A 14,561-nucleotide genomic window follows, 5' to 3' on the forward strand; every position below is an offset into this window, starting at 1 on the left:
ACGACCCGCCTTCTCGCGCTGACTCAGCCGAGATCCGAATGAAAGGTTGCGCCCCAACATGCGCGAAGTCTTCCACCAGTCCCTCGAGGACCTCCAGAATCGCCTCGTCGAGATCGCCGACCTCGTCACGGTCTCCATCGACAAGGCCACCAGGGCTTTCGCCACCAGCGACGTGGCCCTCGCCGAAGAGGTCATCGCGGACGACGCGAAGATCGACGAGCTGGCCGTGGCCCTCGACGAGCAGGCCATCGAGATCCTCGCCCGCCAGCAGCCGGTCGCCCGCGACCTGCGCATCGTCGTCACCGCACTCCGCGTGAGCGCCTCACTCGAGCGCATGGGCGACATGTCCGAGCACATCGCCCAGCTCGCCCGACTCCGCTTCCCCGAGCGGGCCATCCCGAAGGGGCTCAAGGGCACCTTCGTGAAGATGGGCGAGCTCGATGTCGAGGTCGCGCGTACGCTCTCGGAGCTGCTGCGCACCCAGGACCTGCGTTTCGCCGACGCGATCCGCAACGCGGACGACGACGTCGACGAGCTGCACGCCACGGTCTTCGAGAAGGTGCTCAGCGACAACTGGAAGGGTGAGGCCACGGCCACCGTCGACGCGACGCTCGCCAGCCGCTACCACGAGCGCTTCGCCGACCACGCGGTGGCCGTCGCGAAGAAGGTCGTCTACCTCGCCACCGGCGACTGGGCGGTCGAGGAGGAGGACATCCCCCTCGCCGTCGAACAGCAGGAACTCGAGCAGCAGGAGTTCGGGCACGCCTGACCCGCGCCCCGGAAGGACGAAGCCCCCGATACGACCGCATCGGGGGCTTCGTCCTTCCGGAGGCTCTTACTTCTTGCCCTGGGCCGCGACGGCGGCGGCACCGGCAGCAGCAGCCTCCGGGTCGAGGTAGCGACCGGGGCCGGTGGGCACGTTGTTCTCGTCCAGCTCGTAGACCAGCGGGATGCCGGTCGGGATGTTCAGCTCGGCGATGTCGTCGTCGCTGATGCCCTCGAGGTGCTTCACGAGACCCCGGAGCGAGTTGCCGTGCGCCGTGACGAGCACGGTCTTGCCGGCCTCGAGGTCGGGCACGATGGCGCTCTCCCAGTACGGAAGCAGACGGTCGATGACGAGTTTGAGCGACTCGGTGCGCGGCACCTCGCCGTCGATGCCCGCGTAGCGGACGTCGTTCACCTGGCTGAACTCGCTCTCGTCGTCGAGCACGGGCGGCGGCACGTCGAACGAGCGGCGCCAGAGCTGGAACTGCTCGGGACCGAACTCCTCGAGCGTCTGCGCCTTGTCCTTGCCCTGCAGAGCACCGTAGTGGCGCTCGTTGAGCCGCCAGGACCGGGTCACCGGGATCCACAGACGATCGGCGGCGTCGAGCGCGATGTTCGCCGTCTGGATCGCACGGCTCAGCAGCGAGGTGTGCAGCACATCGGGGAGGATGCCGGACTCGGCGAGCAGCTCGCCGCCGCGGCGTGCCTCCTTCTCGCCCTGCGCGTTGAGGCGGACGTCCACCCAACCGGTGAACAGGTTCAGTTCGTTCCATTCGCTCCGGCCGTGGCGGAGCAGGATGAGGGTGCGCGTCGCAGTCATGTCGCCAGTTTATCCGTGGCCGGCGCCGACGCTCGATTCGGATGCTGGGAGGATGGAGACATGGCGTCATCTCCCCTCGGCCGGCCGACCCGCGGCACCACGGGGACGAACCGTCTGCGGCGGAACGACCGCTGGATCGCCGCGAGCGATGCCCTGCGCCGAGCATCCGATCCACTGGTCGTCGATCTGGGCTACGGCGCCAGCGGCGTCACGGCATTCGAACTCGCGACGCGTCTGGTCCGGGTGCGCGACGACGTCGAGGTGCGCGGCCTCGAGATCGATCCGGCGCGCGTGGCCACGGCCGATGCCCAGCTCGCCGAGGTCCGAGCGGGGCGCACACCCTTCGCGGCCGACCTGCCGGTCTCGTTCGCGCGAGGCGGCTTCGAGGTCCCCCTCCCCGGCGGACGACGAGCCGCGGTGATCCGCGCCATGAACGTGCTGCGCCAGTACGACGAAGGGGATGTCCCCGACGCGTGGGGCCGGATGGCGTCACGGTTATCCCCCGGCGGCCTGCTGTTCGAGGGAACCTGCGATGAGATCGGCCGCGTCTCGAGCTGGATCGACGTCGATGCGCACGCCGTGCCGCTGCGCTTCACGATCTCGCTGCGGCTCGCCGACCTCGAGAGGCCGAGCATCGTCGCGGAACGGCTGCCGAAGGCGCTCATCCACCGCAACATCCCGGGGGAACGCATCCACGCACTGCTGGTCGAGCTCGACCGCGAGTGGGAGCGGGCCGCACCCCTGTCGACGTTCGGTGCCACACAGCGTTTCCTCGCCGCGGTGGGAGCTCTTCGCGCGCAGGGGTGGCCGGTGCTCGGCGGACGGACACGCTGGCGGCTGGGTGAGCTCACGCTGCCGTGGGCGGCCGTCGCCCCCTGAGCAAACCGCTGCCGGATGTAGTCATGCGGCATTCCGGTGAGCACACTGTGGCCCCACAGCAACATGTAACGTGTTAGCTGGCGTTCGCATGCGCCGAGGTCGGCAGCACAGTGGCTGCAGAACTCCGAGGACAGGAGATTGAATGGCGATCACCGATCCCCCACGGGAGCACGATCCCGCGGCGGCACAGGAGAACAGGCGTGAGCGCCTCGGAGACGTCGCAACCGCAGTTCAGGACTTCTCGCACGAGCAGAGGGGATATCGCACCGCCCTGAAACCGCGACACCTGCAGATGATCGCGCTCGGGGGCGCGATCGGCACCGGGCTCTTCATGGGTGCTGGGGGACGATTGCACTCCGCAGGGCCCCTGCTCGCAGTGTCGTACCTGGTGTGCGGTGTCTTCGCATTCTTCATCCTCCGCGCTCTGGGTGAGCTCGTGATCCATCGGCCGTCGTCGGGGTCCTTCATCTCGTATGCGCGGGAGTTCTACGGGGAGAAACTGGCGTTCGCGGCAGGCTGGCTCTACCTGCTCAACTGGGGCATGGTGGCGATCGTCGACTCCACGGCCGTCGCGTTGTACGTGCACTACTGGTCGGTCTTCGACGTGCTTCCGCAATGGCTTCTCGCTCTGATCGCGCTCATCGTCGTGGTCGGACTCAACCTCGTCTCCGTGCGACTGTTCGGCGAGATGGAGTTCTGGTTCTCGATCGTGAAGGTCGCAGCGCTCACGCTGTTCCTCGTCCTGGGGATCGTGTTCCTCGCTGCCGGCTGGAAGACGGATCAAGGCGCGACGGGGCTGGCGATGCTCGCCGAACACAACGGCTTCATGCCGGAAGGAGTGCTCCCCGCGGTCATCGTGATGCAGGGAGTCGTGTTCGCGTATGCGTCGATCGAACTTGTGGGCACCGCTGCCGGCGAGACAGAGAACCCCGAGAAGCTCATGCCCCGCGCCGTGAACTCGGTCATCCTCCGCATCGGAGTCTTCTACGTGGGCTCCGTGCTGCTGCTCGCGCTCCTGCTGCCGTACACCGTCTACCAGGCCGGCGAGAGCCCCTTCGTGACGTTCTTCTCACACGTCGGCGGGCCCGAGGTCGGCGCCGTGGCCGGCAGCATCATGAACTTCGTCGTCATCACCGCCGCCGTCTCGGGCCTCAACGCCGGCCTGTACTCCACGGGCCGGGTCTTCCATTCGCTCGCCGCCTCCGGAGCCGCCCCGGCGGTGGCCGGTCGGATGAGCAAGCGTGGCGTTCCCGTCGCCGGCATCGTCTTCACCGGGCTGTTCGCTCTCGGTGGTGTGCTTCTGAACGCGGTCGTACCCGACGATGCCTTCGAGATCGTACTGAACATGTCGGCGCTCGGGATCATCGCCGCGTGGGCGACGATCATCCTCTGCCAGCTCCAGCTGCATCGACTCGCGAAGCAGGGTCGGCTCGAGCGCCCGGCGTTCCGACTGTTCGGCGCGCCCTTCACGTCCTACCTCACGCTCGCCTTCCTCGCGGCGGTCATCGTCCTCATGGCGTTCGACTACCCGACCGGGACCTGGACCGTCGCCAGTCTGGTCGTCATCATCCCCGCACTCATCGCCGGGTGGCTCGTGGCCCGACCGAGGATTCAGCAGCTCGCGGCGCTCCGCGCCACGGAGGCACAGCACGCCGAGTAGAACGCGACGCCCATCGCCTCAGGACGCAGCGGGGGCGTCGCGCGGATCGGGCGCAGACGGACGACGAGACAGCCGGGTAAGGCGCGGGATGTCTGCCGTGGCACCGGCATCCGCCGGCACGATCACCTGTTGGGACGCCGCGATGTCGATGCCGTCAGCACGCACCACGAGATCGCCGACCGGTGCGCGACGGGACAGGATGGCGAGCGCGATCGGCCCGTCTTCGTGGTGCCGCGCCACCGACGTGATGTGGCCGACCTCGTCATCCCCCGCGAACACCGTTGCTCCGGGCTCAGGAAGCACGGCGTCGCTGCCGTCGAGATGGAGCGCGGCCAATCGGCGCGGAGGATGTCCGAGGTTGTGCACCTTGGCGACCGTCTCCTGCCCGCGGTAGCAGCCCTTGTTCAAGTGCACGGCGCTGCGGATCCAGTCGGACTCGTGGGGCAACGAGCGCTCGTCGACCTCGGTGCTCCACCGCGGACGCCAGGCGGCGATGCGCAACGCCTCGGCGGCGAGGAGCCCGGCGAGAGCATCGCGGTCGAGCGATGCGGCGAGCGCATCCGCCGCGTCCGCGCTCAGCATCGCGACCCGCCACGCGTAATCCGCAGCCGGATGCTCGGCGACCTCGGCGTACTGGTGCCCCCCGCTGCTGATCCGCTGCCAGGGGTCGGCCCAGATCAGCGGGCTGCCGTTCGGCGCGAACGCTGCGGCGGATGCCGTCGGGGCCACCGCACCTCCGTCGATGTAGCCGATCGGCGCGAGGTCGGATCGCACGTCGACCGTGGCTTGCGTGCGGAACTTCATGCGGGTCAACCAGCCCGCGAGTGCATCGGCATCGCCGGCGTCGGCAAGGAGCCAAGTGGATGTGCCGTCGTCGAGGACGCCGGCCGCGTGCTCCACGCGCCCCTGCGGGTCGAGCACCAGCAGCTCCGTGCTCTCGCCGGCAGCGAGACGGCCCACCGACTGCGAAGTGATCGAGTCGAGCCAGGTCAGCCGTTCCGGGCCCGAGACCTCGATGATCGTCCGGTCGCCGAGTGGGGCGAGGGCCGCCCCCTCGGCGAGACGCCGCTGCTCGCGGAAGGCATCACCGAAGTGCATGATCCGATCGCCATCGGACACGACACCGTCGAGCTCGCCGAAGCCCGACACGTCAGACCTTGGCCAGCCGGGCCGAGGCGTGCGAACGGAGCGGGGTGCCGAGGGCCGCGACATCCCATGCCCACAGCAGATGACCGTCGACCAGGCCGTACATGCGGGAGGAGGCGGTGTGCACCTTCGCACCGGCACTGCGGACCACGGCATCGGTGCCGATGTCGACGCGCGGTCCGTTGATCTCGCCTATGTAGAGCTCGAGTGCGCCGTCGGAGTGAGCGACCGACACCTCGATCGGGAAGCCGCCGCTGGGTGCGCGCAGCTCCTCGACATCGTCGACCGTGCGTGCGACGGGGGGAGCCAGGGGCGGGAGCAGTGCGGGACCCGGATCCGCCGGCGCGGCCGGGCGAGCGAGCCGCCAGAAACCGGTCTCGGCGAGAAGCGCAGTCGACGGTGCGCCGTCTTCCGCGAGGAAGGTCGCGGTGCCGGAGTAGTTGAGGAACGGGCCGCCGTCGTGGCTGAAGCTGACCCGGTGCGTGAACTCGCCCTGCAGACGCTCATCACCCACCGGATAGTCGATGACGCCCGTGCCCTCCCACACGCCGATCAACCACGCGAGCGGGGCGAGGTCGGCGGGAAGGTCGGTGGGGAGTTCGATCACGATCGCGTCAGCGCTGGCCGCGGAAGAGGTTGCGCAGCACCACTGCCGAGACGAAGACGATAGCGAGGCTCGCGAGGCCCAGCAGGCCGATGAAGAAGATTTCGAGCGCCATGAGGTCCATGTGCTCCACCTTACCGCGCCGGGCCGACGTCAGGACGGGATCAGTGCGGCCAACCCGAAACCGATCGAGATGAGGCCCATCAACAGCAGGGCGCCCGTGACGCTGCTCGCCACCCGGAAGATGAAACCCTGCGTGCGCCCGTACCAGAGCTGCACGGCGAACGAGAGCAGAACGACTCCGCCGAAGCCGACCAGCATCCAGGGCACGCGCCATTCCTCCGGCACGAAGATGCCGATCGCGACGGTGGCGACGAACGCCACCGCCCACACGACCATCACACCGACGAAAGCGTTACGCGGTGCGAGTGCTGGTTCCGTCATGACACCATTGTTGCGCATCGGCTCCCGGTATCATGGCGGCACGGCGTCGATCGCCCGTCGGTGAGGAGTGCGCGTGGCCCTGGTCCTGGTTCTGACCAACGCTCCGCTCTCGGAGCAGGTCCTGCCCGCTCTCGAGTTGCTGAGCCATAAAGCGCGCCAGATTCCGGCGGAAACCGCGCAGCTGGTCAACGCCCCGGAGTATGACGTCGTGATCGTCGACGGTCGTCATGACCTGGTGGCGGCGAAGTCGCTGTGCCGCCTGCTGCGCGCCACCGGACAGGACGCGCCGCTGCTCCTCGTGGTCACCGAGGGAGGGATGAGTGCGCTCTCCGGCGACTGGGGCATCGACGACGTCCTGCTCGTCACCGCCGGCCCTGCCGAGATCGACGCACGACTGCGTCTCGCACTCGCGCGGCGAGATGACGTCGCCGAGCCCGCACGCGTACAGGCTTCCGGAGTCACGATCGATGAGCAGTCGTACTCGGCGAAGCTGCGCGGCAGACCGCTGGACCTCACCTACAAGGAGTTCCAGCTGCTGCACTTCCTCGCGACGCATCCTTCACGCGTCTTCACCCGGGAGCAGCTGCTCAGCGAGGTGTGGGGCTACGACTACTTCGGCGGGACCCGCACCGTCGACGTGCACGTGCGACGGCTCAGGGCGAAGCTCGGCGACCAGGAGCAGATCATCGGCACGGTGCGCAACGTCGGCTATCGCTTCAACGTCAACGAGGACGAGAGCATCGCCGCAGCCGGGTGAGGACGGACGCTGTTCACACGAGCGTCACCCGGCGGTGCTTAGATGTACCCCATGATCGATCCCGCACTCGCCGACGCCGGCCTCGGAGACGCCGAAGACGATGACTTCGACGCCATCGAGTCCCCCGACTCCCAGCTCCCGGACCACCGCTACCTGGATCGCGAGCTGAGCTGGCTCGCTTTCAACCAGCGCGTGCTGGAGCTCGCCGAGGATCCGTCGCTGCCCGAACTCGAACGGGCCAACTTCCTGGCGATCTTCGCCAGCAACCTCGACGAGTTCTTCATGGTGCGCGTGGCGGGCCTCAAGCGGCGCATCATGACCGGGCTCGCGGTGCCGACCAACATCGGCCGCTCCCCCGTCGACGCGCTCGCGGACATCTCCCGCGAGGCGCACGCCCTGCAGCTCCGCCATGCGGACGCGTGGATCTCGCTGGTGCGCCCCGCCCTCGCCGAGTCCGGCGTGGAGATCACCGACTGGTCGGAGCTCACCGACGGCGAGCGCTCCGCGCTGTCCGAGTACTTCCAGGCCCAGGTCTTCCCGGTGCTGATGCCGCTGGCGGTCGACCCGGCGCACCCGTTCCCGTACATCTCCGGCCTCTCGCTGAACCTCGCGATCCGCATCCGCAACGCGCGGACCGGTCGGCAGGAGTTCGCGCGCCTCAAGGTGCCGCCCATGCTCCCCCGCTTCGTGGAGGTACCCGGCGGCGGCGAGATCAAGCGCTTCCTGCGTCTGGAGGAGCTCATCGCGAACCACCTGGGCGACCTGTTCCCGGGCATGGAGGTGCTCGATCACCACGCGTTCCGACTCACGCGCAACGAAGACGTGGAGATCGAGGAAGACGAGAGCGAGAACCTGATCCAGGCGCTCGAGGCTGAGCTGCTCCGTCGCCGGTTCGGTCCGCCGATCCGCCTGGAGATCACCGACGACATGGATGACGTCACGATGGACCTGCTGGTCCGCGAACTCGACATCACCGACCTGGAGGTCTACCGCCTCCCCGGCCCGCTCGATCTGCGCGGCCTCTTCGACCTGTCCCGCATCGACCGACCCGACCTGCGGTATCCGCCGCACCTGCCCACCACGGCCGTGGCCTTCCAGCCCGCGGGATCGAGCAACCGCGCCGACATCTTCAAGGCGATCCGCAAGTCGGACGTGCTCGTGCACCACCCGTACGAGTCGTTCACGACCAGCGTCCAGGCGTTCCTCGAACAGGCCGCCCGTGACCCGCACGTGCTCGCCATCAAGCAGACGCTGTACCGCACATCGGGCGACAGCCCGGTCGTACAGGCGCTGATCGACGCGGCGGAGGCCGGCAAGCAGGTGCTGGCACTCGTCGAGGTGAAAGCCCGATTCGACGAGGCCAACAACATCGTCTGGGCGCGCAAGCTCGAGAAGGCCGGCGTGCACGTGGTCTACGGACTCGTCGGGCTGAAGACGCACTGCAAGCTCGCGCTCGTCATCCGCGAGGAAGACGGCAAGCTCCAGCACTACTCTCACGTCGGCACCGGCAACTACAACCCGAAGACCAGCCGTATCTACGAGGACTTCGGCCTCTTCACCGCAGACGCGCAGGTCGGCAAAGATCTGACCCGACTCTTCAATGAGCTCAGCGGCTATGCCATCGAGAAGAAGTTCAAGAGGCTCCTGGTCGCCCCTCTGCACCTCCGGAAGGGCCTCGTCCGCCAGATCGACGCCGAACGCAAGAACGCCGAAGCGGGCGTGCCCGCGCACATCCGCATCAAGGTCAACTCGATGGTCGATGAGGAGATCATCGACGCGCTGTACCGCGCGAGTGCTGCGGGAGTGAAGGTCGACGTCTGGGTGCGCGGCATCTGCAGCCTGCGTACGGATCTCGACGGCATCAGCGACAACATCACCGTGCGCAGCATCCTCGGCCGCTACCTGGAGCATTCGCGGATCTTCGCGTTCGAGAACGGCGGCGACCCGCAGGTGTACATCGGCAGTGCAGACATGATGCACCGCAACCTCGACCGTCGCGTCGAAGCGCTGGTGCGGGTCACCGACCCCGCCCATCTCAAGGAGCTGCAGACGTTCTTCGACCTGGCGATGGATGCCGGGACGACCTCGTGGCACCTGGGTGCCGGTGGAGTCTGGGAGCGCCACGCCGAGGACGCGGACGGCAAGCCCCTGATCGACCTGCAGGATAAGACCATGGGGTTGATCCAGCGGCGTCGCCGCGCGCGGGCGGTGCGATGATCGGGCGGCAGCTGCAGCTCCCACCCGACACCGCGAACGGGTCGAAGTGGGCGGACAAGGCCGTGTACGCGGCGGGAGCCGTCGTCTGGCGACTCGTCGACGGCAAGCTGCGCATCCTCCTGATCCACCGCACGAAGTACCGCGACGTCACGCTGCCCAAGGGCAAGGTCGACCCCGGAGAGATGCTCGCCGAGACCGCCGTCCGGGAGGTGCACGAAGAGACCGGCATCCGCGTCTCGCTCGGGGTGTCGGTCGGTGTGAGCCGGTATCACCTGGCGTCCCAGAAGCAGAAGGTCGTGCACTACTGGGCAGCGGAAGCGACGGACTCCGCCATCCGGGAGTCGACGTTCGTGCCCAACCGCGAGATCGCCGCGCTGGAGTGGGTCAGTGTGAAGAAGGCGCGCGCGCGGCTGAGCTACCCCGTCGACCTCGAGATCCTCGACTTCTTCGCCAACCTCGTCGACGACGGAGTGCTGCGCACCTTCCCCGTGATCGCGCTGCGGCATGCGAAGGCCACGCCCCGTTCGGAGTGGGACGGATCGGATGCCTCCCGGCCGCTCACCGAGCGCGGTCGAAAGCAGGCGAAGTCGATCGTGGGACCGCTGCGTGCCTTCGGAGTGCGCCGGATCGTGACGAGTGACGCGGTGCGCTGCGTCGAGACGATCACCCCGCTCGCCCGTGCACTCGATCGCAAGCCGGTGAAGACCGACAAGATGAGCCAGGACGCCTGGGAGGACGGCGAGTCCGATCTGCGCTCGGTCGTCGGACGCCGCATCCGCGCCGGCAAGCCGGCCGTGCTGTGCAGCCACGGCCCGGTGCTGCCCGGCCTGCTCTCGGAGATCGCGCTGGCCACCGGCACCATCCACGGGTCGTATCTCAGCAGCGCCGCAGACCTCGAGCCGGCCGCGTTCTCCGTCGTCCACCTCTCCGCCACGAATCCCGGATCGGGGATCATCGCGATCGAGACCCACGTCCCGAAGGTCTGACGCTTCCTTGATTTCTCGCGGGAGCGCCCCAGAGAGTCGCCCGTCGTTCACCTGCCGTTCACCTGCTCGGGAGAGTCTCGTTAACCGTCGCCCCTAGCGTCACTGTGTGCCCTGCACCGGGCCCCACCCATCAAAGATCGAAGGATCCACAGTGAAGATCTCCCGAATCGCACGAATCGGCGCCATCGGCGCCGTGGCCGCTCTCGCCCTCGCCGGCTGCGCCGCGAACGAAGGCGGCACCGGCTCGAGCGAGGCTCCTGCCGAGTCCACGCTCTCCGGCACCATCGACGCCACCGGCGCCTCCTCGCAGGCCGCCGCCCAGGAGGCCTGGGTCGCCGCGTTCCAGACCGCCAACCCCGACGTGACCGTCAACTACGAGCCCACGGGCTCCGGCACCGGTCGTGAGAACTTCCTCGAGGGCGGCAGCAACTTCATCGGCTCCGACCGCGCATTCAACGATGAGGAGATCGCCGCCGGCGGCTTCGGCGCCTGCACCACGGACGACATCGTCGAGGTCCCCCTGTACATCTCGCCCGTCGCCGTCGCCTTCAACCTCGAAGGCGTCGACGCCCTGAACCTGGATGCCGCCACCATCGCGGGCATCTTCGCGGGCACGATCACCAACTGGAACGCGCCGGAGATCGCCGCGCTGAACGACGGCGTCGAGCTCCCCGACCTGGCGATCTCGCCGGTGCACCGCTCCGACCCCTCGGGAACGCAGGAGACCTTCGCGAAGTACATGAGCGCGACGGCACCCGATGTCTGGACCTATGAGGTCTCCGACGAGTGGCCGATCCAGGGCGGGGAGGCCGCACAGGGCACCTCCGGCGTCAAGCAGGCCATCACGGCCGGCAACGGAGCCATCGGGTTCCTCGACGCATCGCAGGCCGATGGCCTCGGCCAGGTCGCCGTGGGCGTCGGCGAGGAATTCGTCCCGTACTCGGCGGAGGCCGCTTCGAGGCTCGTCGAGGGCTCGCCGCTGGCCGAGGGCCGCGGCGAGGCCGACCTCGTCTTCGACGTCGACCCGTCCGCCGCCGCGGACGGCGCCTACCCGATCGCCCTGGTCAGCTACCTCATCGGCTGCGAGCAGTACGAGGACAGCAACGTCGCGGGGCTCGTGAAGGAGTACTTCTCCTACATCGCGAGTGCCGAGGGCCAGGATGCCGCCGCGGAGAACGCCGGCAGCGCCCCGATCTCGGACGGCCTGCGCGAGCAGGTGCTGGCCGCGATCGACCTGATCCAGGTCGGCTGATCCAGCCGATCCACTGACAGCGGTGCCCCCGCGTCCCGACGGGGCGCGGGGGCACCTCCCGGTCAGTATCCGATCCACATCTACCCGGCCCGAAACAGGGAGATCATGAGCACGACCGCGCAGGCGCCCACACCGGCACCGGCCAAAGCGCCGCCCGCACCGATCAAGGCGAAGCAGCGACTCGGAGACCGGGTCTTCTCCGGCACCGCGCTCGGGGCGGGGATCATCATCCTCATCGTCCTCGCGCTCGTCGCGGCCTTCCTCTTCATCCAGAGCCTCCCGGCGTTCCAGCTCGACACCAGCGACAACCACATCCTCAAGGGCGAATCCTTCTGGGTGTACGTGTGGCCGCTGGTCTTCGGCACGCTCTGGGCCTCGTTCATCGCCCTGCTCATCGCCGCTCCGATCGCCATCGGCATCGCCCTGTTCATCTCGCACTACGCGCACCGGAGGCTCGCGGCCTTCCTCGGATACGTCATCGATCTGCTCGCCGCCGTGCCGTCCGTGGTGTTCGGCCTCTGGGGCGGGCTGGTGCTCGCTCCCCTGCTGCAGCCCATCTACGCCTGGCTGAACACGAACGCCTCCTGGGTCCCGTTCTTCGGCGGCCAGGTCTCGTCGACGGGCAAGACGATCCTCACCGCGGCCCTCGTGCTCGCGGTGATGTGCATCCCGATCATGACGGCCATCTGCCGCGAAGTCTTCCTGCAGACACCGAAGCTCCACGAAGAAGCGGCACTCGCCCTCGGCTCCACTCGCTGGGAGATGGTCCGTATGGCGGTTCTCCCCTTCGCCCGCGGTGGCATGGTGTCCGCCGCGATGCTGGCCCTGGGACGAGCACTCGGCGAGACCATGGCCGTGACCATGGTGCTCTCCCCCTCGGCCGTCGTCAGCTTCCTGGTGCTCACCGCCACCAACCCGACGCCGATCCCCGCCAACATCGCCCTGGCCTTCCCCGAAGCGCACGGCACCGGCGTGAACACGCTCATCGCCACCGGCCTCATCCTCTTCGTCGTGACCTTCGCGGTCAATGCGCTGGCGCGCTGGATCGTCGCGCGCCGCGCCGAGTTCTCGGGAGCGAACTGACATGACCACCCTCACCTCCGCTCCCCCCGCCTCGGCCAACGCGGCCTCGCTCACCTCCGGCAAGCTGCCGACGTGGGCGCCGTGGGCCCTGCTCGCGGCATCCTTCGCCATCTCCGCCGCGATCTTCGGGGTCGCCGCCGCCGGTGCCGGATCCAGCCTCGCCGACTTCAACATCGTCGGCACAGCGATCATCGGCATCCTGCTCTACATGGTCATCATCACGGTGATCTCGTCGATCGCGGAGAGCCGTCGCAAAGCGATCGACCGACTGATGACGGCGCTCGTCGCCACCGCCTTCCTGATCGCCCTGCTTCCCCTCGTGTCGCTGCTGTGGACGGTCGTGGCCAACGGCGTCGAACGGTTCGACGCCGAGTTCTTCAGCTACTCGATGCGCAACGTCGTCGGTGAGGGCGGCGGCATCGTGCACGCCATCTGGGGCACGGTGCTCATCACCCTGACCGCCACCGTCATCTCGGTGCCGATCGGTCTGATGACCTCCATCTACCTCGTCGAATACGGCCGCGGCAAGATCGCGAAGGCCATCACGTTCTTCGTCGACGTGATGACCGGCATCCCGTCGATCGTCGCCGGTCTGTTCATCTACGCCGCGTTCGCCCTGATCTTCAAGCCCGGCATCTCGATGGGCTTCATGGGCGCCCTCGCCCTCGCCGTGCTGATGACACCGGTGGTCGTGCGCGGCAGCGAGGAACTGCTGCGGATCGTCCCGAACGAGCTCCGCGAGGCGTCCTACGCCCTGGGCGTTCCGAAGTGGCTGACCATCCTGAAGGTCGTACTGCCGACCTCGATCGCCGGCATCATGACCTCGGTCATGCTCGCGATCTCCCGCGTCATCGGCGAGACCGCGCCGCTGCTGCTCACCGCCGGCTTCACCCAGAGCATGAACCTGAACATCTTCAACGGTCAGATGATGACCCTGCCGGTGTTCGCCTACAACCAGTACATGAATCAGGGCACGAGCCCCGACGCCGCCGTCGCGCGCGCGTGGGCCGCCGCCCTCACCCTCATCCTCATCGTCATGGTCCTGAACCTGCTCGCGCGTCTCATCGCGAAGTGGTTCGCCCCGAAGGTCTCCGGCCGCTGAGCGCCCGACAACTCAGAACAGGAATCCACGTGTCCAAGAGCATCGAAGTCAACGACCTCAACGTCTACTACAGCAACTTCCTCGCCGTGGAGGGCGTCTCCCTCGACATCCAGCCGCGCAGCGTGACCGCCTTCATCGGCCCCTCGGGGTGCGGCAAGTCCACGTTCTTGCGCACCCTGAACCGCATGCACGAGGTCATCCCCGGCGCCCGCGTCGAAGGTGAGGTGCTGCTCGACGGCAAGGACCTCTACGGTCCCGGCGTCGACCCGGTGCTCGTGCGCCGTCAGGTCGGCATGGTGTTCCAGCGGCCGAACCCGTTCCCCACGATGTCGATCAAGGAGAACGTCCTCGCGGGCGTGAAGCTCAACAACACCCGGATGTCGAAGAGCGACCAGGACGCCCTGGTCGAGAAGTCACTCACCGGTGCGAACCTGTGGAATGAGGTCAAGGACCGGCTCGACCGCCCGGGATCCGGCCTGTCCGGCGGGCAGCAGCAGCGTCTGTGCATCGCCCGCGCGATCGCCGTGTCGCCCGAGGTGCTGTTGATGGACGAGCCGTGCTCGGCTCTCGACCCGATCTCGACCTACGCGATCGAAGAGCTGATCGGCGAGCTCAAGAACGAGTTCACGATCGTCATCGTCACGCACAACATGCAGCAGGCGTCCCGCGTGTCCGACAAGACGGCCTTCTTCAACATCGCCGGCACCGGCAAGCCGGGCAAGCTCATCGAGTACGACGACACGACGAGCATCTTCACCACCCCGTCCGTGCAGGCCACCGAGGACTACGTCTCCGGCCGCTTCGGGTGAGTCGAGGCTGACGGAAGAGGGTTCGGGAACTTCGGTT

General features: G+C 67.9%; 14 protein-coding genes. 10 read left to right on the forward strand and 4 right to left on the reverse strand.

Going from position 1 to position 14,561, the window contains the following annotated elements; translation table 11 throughout:
* Positions 1-58 precede the first annotated feature (58 nt).
* On the forward strand, positions 59-769 hold the full coding sequence (phoU, locus tag CQ034_RS12815; protein ID WP_029262770.1) for a phosphate signaling complex protein PhoU: 711 nt from the start codon (positions 59-61) through the stop codon (positions 767-769).
* 66 nt (positions 770-835) lie between these two features.
* On the opposite strand, the gene CQ034_RS12820 is transcribed toward phoU, so the two are convergent.
* Positions 836-1,585 (reverse strand): phosphoglyceromutase, encoded by a 750-nt coding sequence (locus tag CQ034_RS12820; RefSeq protein WP_021199094.1) that lies wholly within the window; start codon positions 1,583-1,585, stop codon positions 836-838.
* Positions 1,586-1,645: 60 nt separating this feature from the next.
* On the opposite strand from CQ034_RS12820, the gene CQ034_RS12825 reads away from it, so the two are divergent.
* Both CQ034_RS12825 and CQ034_RS12830 read left to right on the forward strand, forming a co-directional pair.
* On the forward strand, positions 1,646-2,464 hold the full coding sequence (locus CQ034_RS12825) for a class I SAM-dependent methyltransferase (RefSeq protein WP_105711340.1): 819 nt from the start codon (positions 1,646-1,648) through the stop codon (positions 2,462-2,464).
* A 142-nt stretch (positions 2,465-2,606) separates the two neighbouring features.
* Entirely contained in the window at positions 2,607-4,124 is a 1,518-nt protein-coding gene (locus CQ034_RS12830; RefSeq protein WP_105711341.1) for an amino acid permease, read from the forward strand.
* Positions 4,125-4,142: 18 nt separating this feature from the next.
* Here the strand turns inward: CQ034_RS12830 and CQ034_RS12835 are convergent, their stop codons facing one another.
* The 3 genes from CQ034_RS12835 to CQ034_RS12845 all read right to left on the reverse strand — a co-directional run bounded on the left by CQ034_RS12835 (position 4,143) and on the right by CQ034_RS12845 (position 6,318).
* On the reverse strand, positions 4,143-5,273 hold the full coding sequence (locus CQ034_RS12835; protein WP_029262773.1) for a folate-binding protein YgfZ: 1,131 nt from the start codon (positions 5,271-5,273) through the stop codon (positions 4,143-4,145).
* Position 5,274: 1 nt separating this feature from the next.
* A complete protein-coding gene (locus tag CQ034_RS12840) occupies positions 5,275-5,877 on the reverse strand; it encodes an FABP family protein (protein WP_029262774.1) in 603 nt (200 codons plus the stop codon).
* Positions 5,878-6,027: 150 nt separating this feature from the next.
* Positions 6,028-6,318, reverse strand: coding sequence for a hypothetical protein (locus tag CQ034_RS12845; RefSeq protein WP_105711395.1), 291 nt, complete (start codon positions 6,316-6,318; stop codon positions 6,028-6,030).
* A gap of 73 nt (positions 6,319-6,391) precedes the next feature.
* Here CQ034_RS12845 and CQ034_RS12850 point away from each other — a divergent pair, with 73 nt between their 5' ends.
* From CQ034_RS12850 to pstB, 7 genes are all read left to right on the forward strand, one after another.
* Positions 6,392-7,075: a response regulator transcription factor gene (locus tag CQ034_RS12850; RefSeq protein WP_029262776.1), complete on the forward strand. Its 684-nt coding sequence runs from the start codon at positions 6,392-6,394 to the stop codon at positions 7,073-7,075.
* A gap of 51 nt (positions 7,076-7,126) precedes the next feature.
* A complete protein-coding gene (locus CQ034_RS12855) occupies positions 7,127-9,292 on the forward strand; it encodes an RNA degradosome polyphosphate kinase (protein ID WP_029262777.1) in 2,166 nt (721 codons plus the stop codon).
* Positions 9,289-10,278: an NUDIX hydrolase gene (locus CQ034_RS12860; protein ID WP_258134198.1), complete on the forward strand. Its 990-nt coding sequence runs from the start codon at positions 9,289-9,291 to the stop codon at positions 10,276-10,278. The genes CQ034_RS12855 and CQ034_RS12860 overlap by 4 nt, the downstream gene beginning before the upstream one ends.
* A gap of 151 nt (positions 10,279-10,429) precedes the next feature.
* Positions 10,430-11,530 carry a phosphate ABC transporter substrate-binding protein PstS gene (locus CQ034_RS12865; protein ID WP_105711343.1) on the forward strand — a complete coding sequence of 367 codons (1,101 nt, stop codon included), beginning with the start codon at positions 10,430-10,432 and terminating at the stop codon, positions 11,528-11,530.
* A gap of 105 nt (positions 11,531-11,635) precedes the next feature.
* The gene (gene pstC / locus CQ034_RS12870; protein WP_051662330.1) at positions 11,636-12,613 is read left to right on the forward strand and encodes a phosphate ABC transporter permease subunit PstC; all 978 of its coding nucleotides are present in this window, start codon (positions 11,636-11,638) and stop codon (positions 12,611-12,613) included.
* A gap of 1 nt (position 12,614) precedes the next feature.
* Complete coding sequence (gene pstA, locus CQ034_RS12875) at positions 12,615-13,715, forward strand: phosphate ABC transporter permease PstA (protein ID WP_105711344.1); 1,101 nt, start codon at positions 12,615-12,617, stop codon at positions 13,713-13,715.
* A gap of 29 nt (positions 13,716-13,744) precedes the next feature.
* Positions 13,745-14,524 carry a phosphate ABC transporter ATP-binding protein PstB gene (gene pstB / locus CQ034_RS12880; RefSeq protein WP_029262782.1) on the forward strand — a complete coding sequence of 260 codons (780 nt, stop codon included), beginning with the start codon at positions 13,745-13,747 and terminating at the stop codon, positions 14,522-14,524.
* Positions 14,525-14,561: the final 37 nt, after the last annotated feature.

It is taken from the genome of Microbacterium sp. MYb45 (genome assembly GCF_002979655.1).
GTDB lineage: Bacteria > Actinomycetota > Actinomycetes > Actinomycetales > Microbacteriaceae > Microbacterium.

Excerpts from the sequence above, each read along its gene's own strand:
- phoU (WP_029262770.1), top strand. The coding sequence starts at position 59 with ATGCGCGAAGTCTTCCACCAGTCCCTCGAGGACCTCCAGAATCGCCTC.
- CQ034_RS12820 (WP_021199094.1), bottom strand. The coding sequence starts at position 1,585 with ATGACTGCGACGCGCACCCTCATCCTGCTCCGCCACGGCCGGAGCGAA.
- CQ034_RS12825 (WP_105711340.1), top strand. The coding sequence starts at position 1,646 with ATGGCGTCATCTCCCCTCGGCCGGCCGACCCGCGGCACCACGGGGACG.
- CQ034_RS12830 (WP_105711341.1), top strand. The coding sequence starts at position 2,607 with ATGGCGATCACCGATCCCCCACGGGAGCACGATCCCGCGGCGGCACAG.
- CQ034_RS12845 (WP_105711395.1), bottom strand. The coding sequence starts at position 6,318 with ATGACGGAACCAGCACTCGCACCGCGTAACGCTTTCGTCGGTGTGATG.
- CQ034_RS12855 (WP_029262777.1), top strand. The coding sequence starts at position 7,127 with ATGATCGATCCCGCACTCGCCGACGCCGGCCTCGGAGACGCCGAAGAC.
- CQ034_RS12860 (WP_258134198.1), top strand. The coding sequence starts at position 9,289 with ATGATCGGGCGGCAGCTGCAGCTCCCACCCGACACCGCGAACGGGTCG.
- pstC (WP_051662330.1), top strand. The coding sequence starts at position 11,636 with ATGAGCACGACCGCGCAGGCGCCCACACCGGCACCGGCCAAAGCGCCG.
- pstA (WP_105711344.1), top strand. The coding sequence starts at position 12,615 with ATGACCACCCTCACCTCCGCTCCCCCCGCCTCGGCCAACGCGGCCTCG.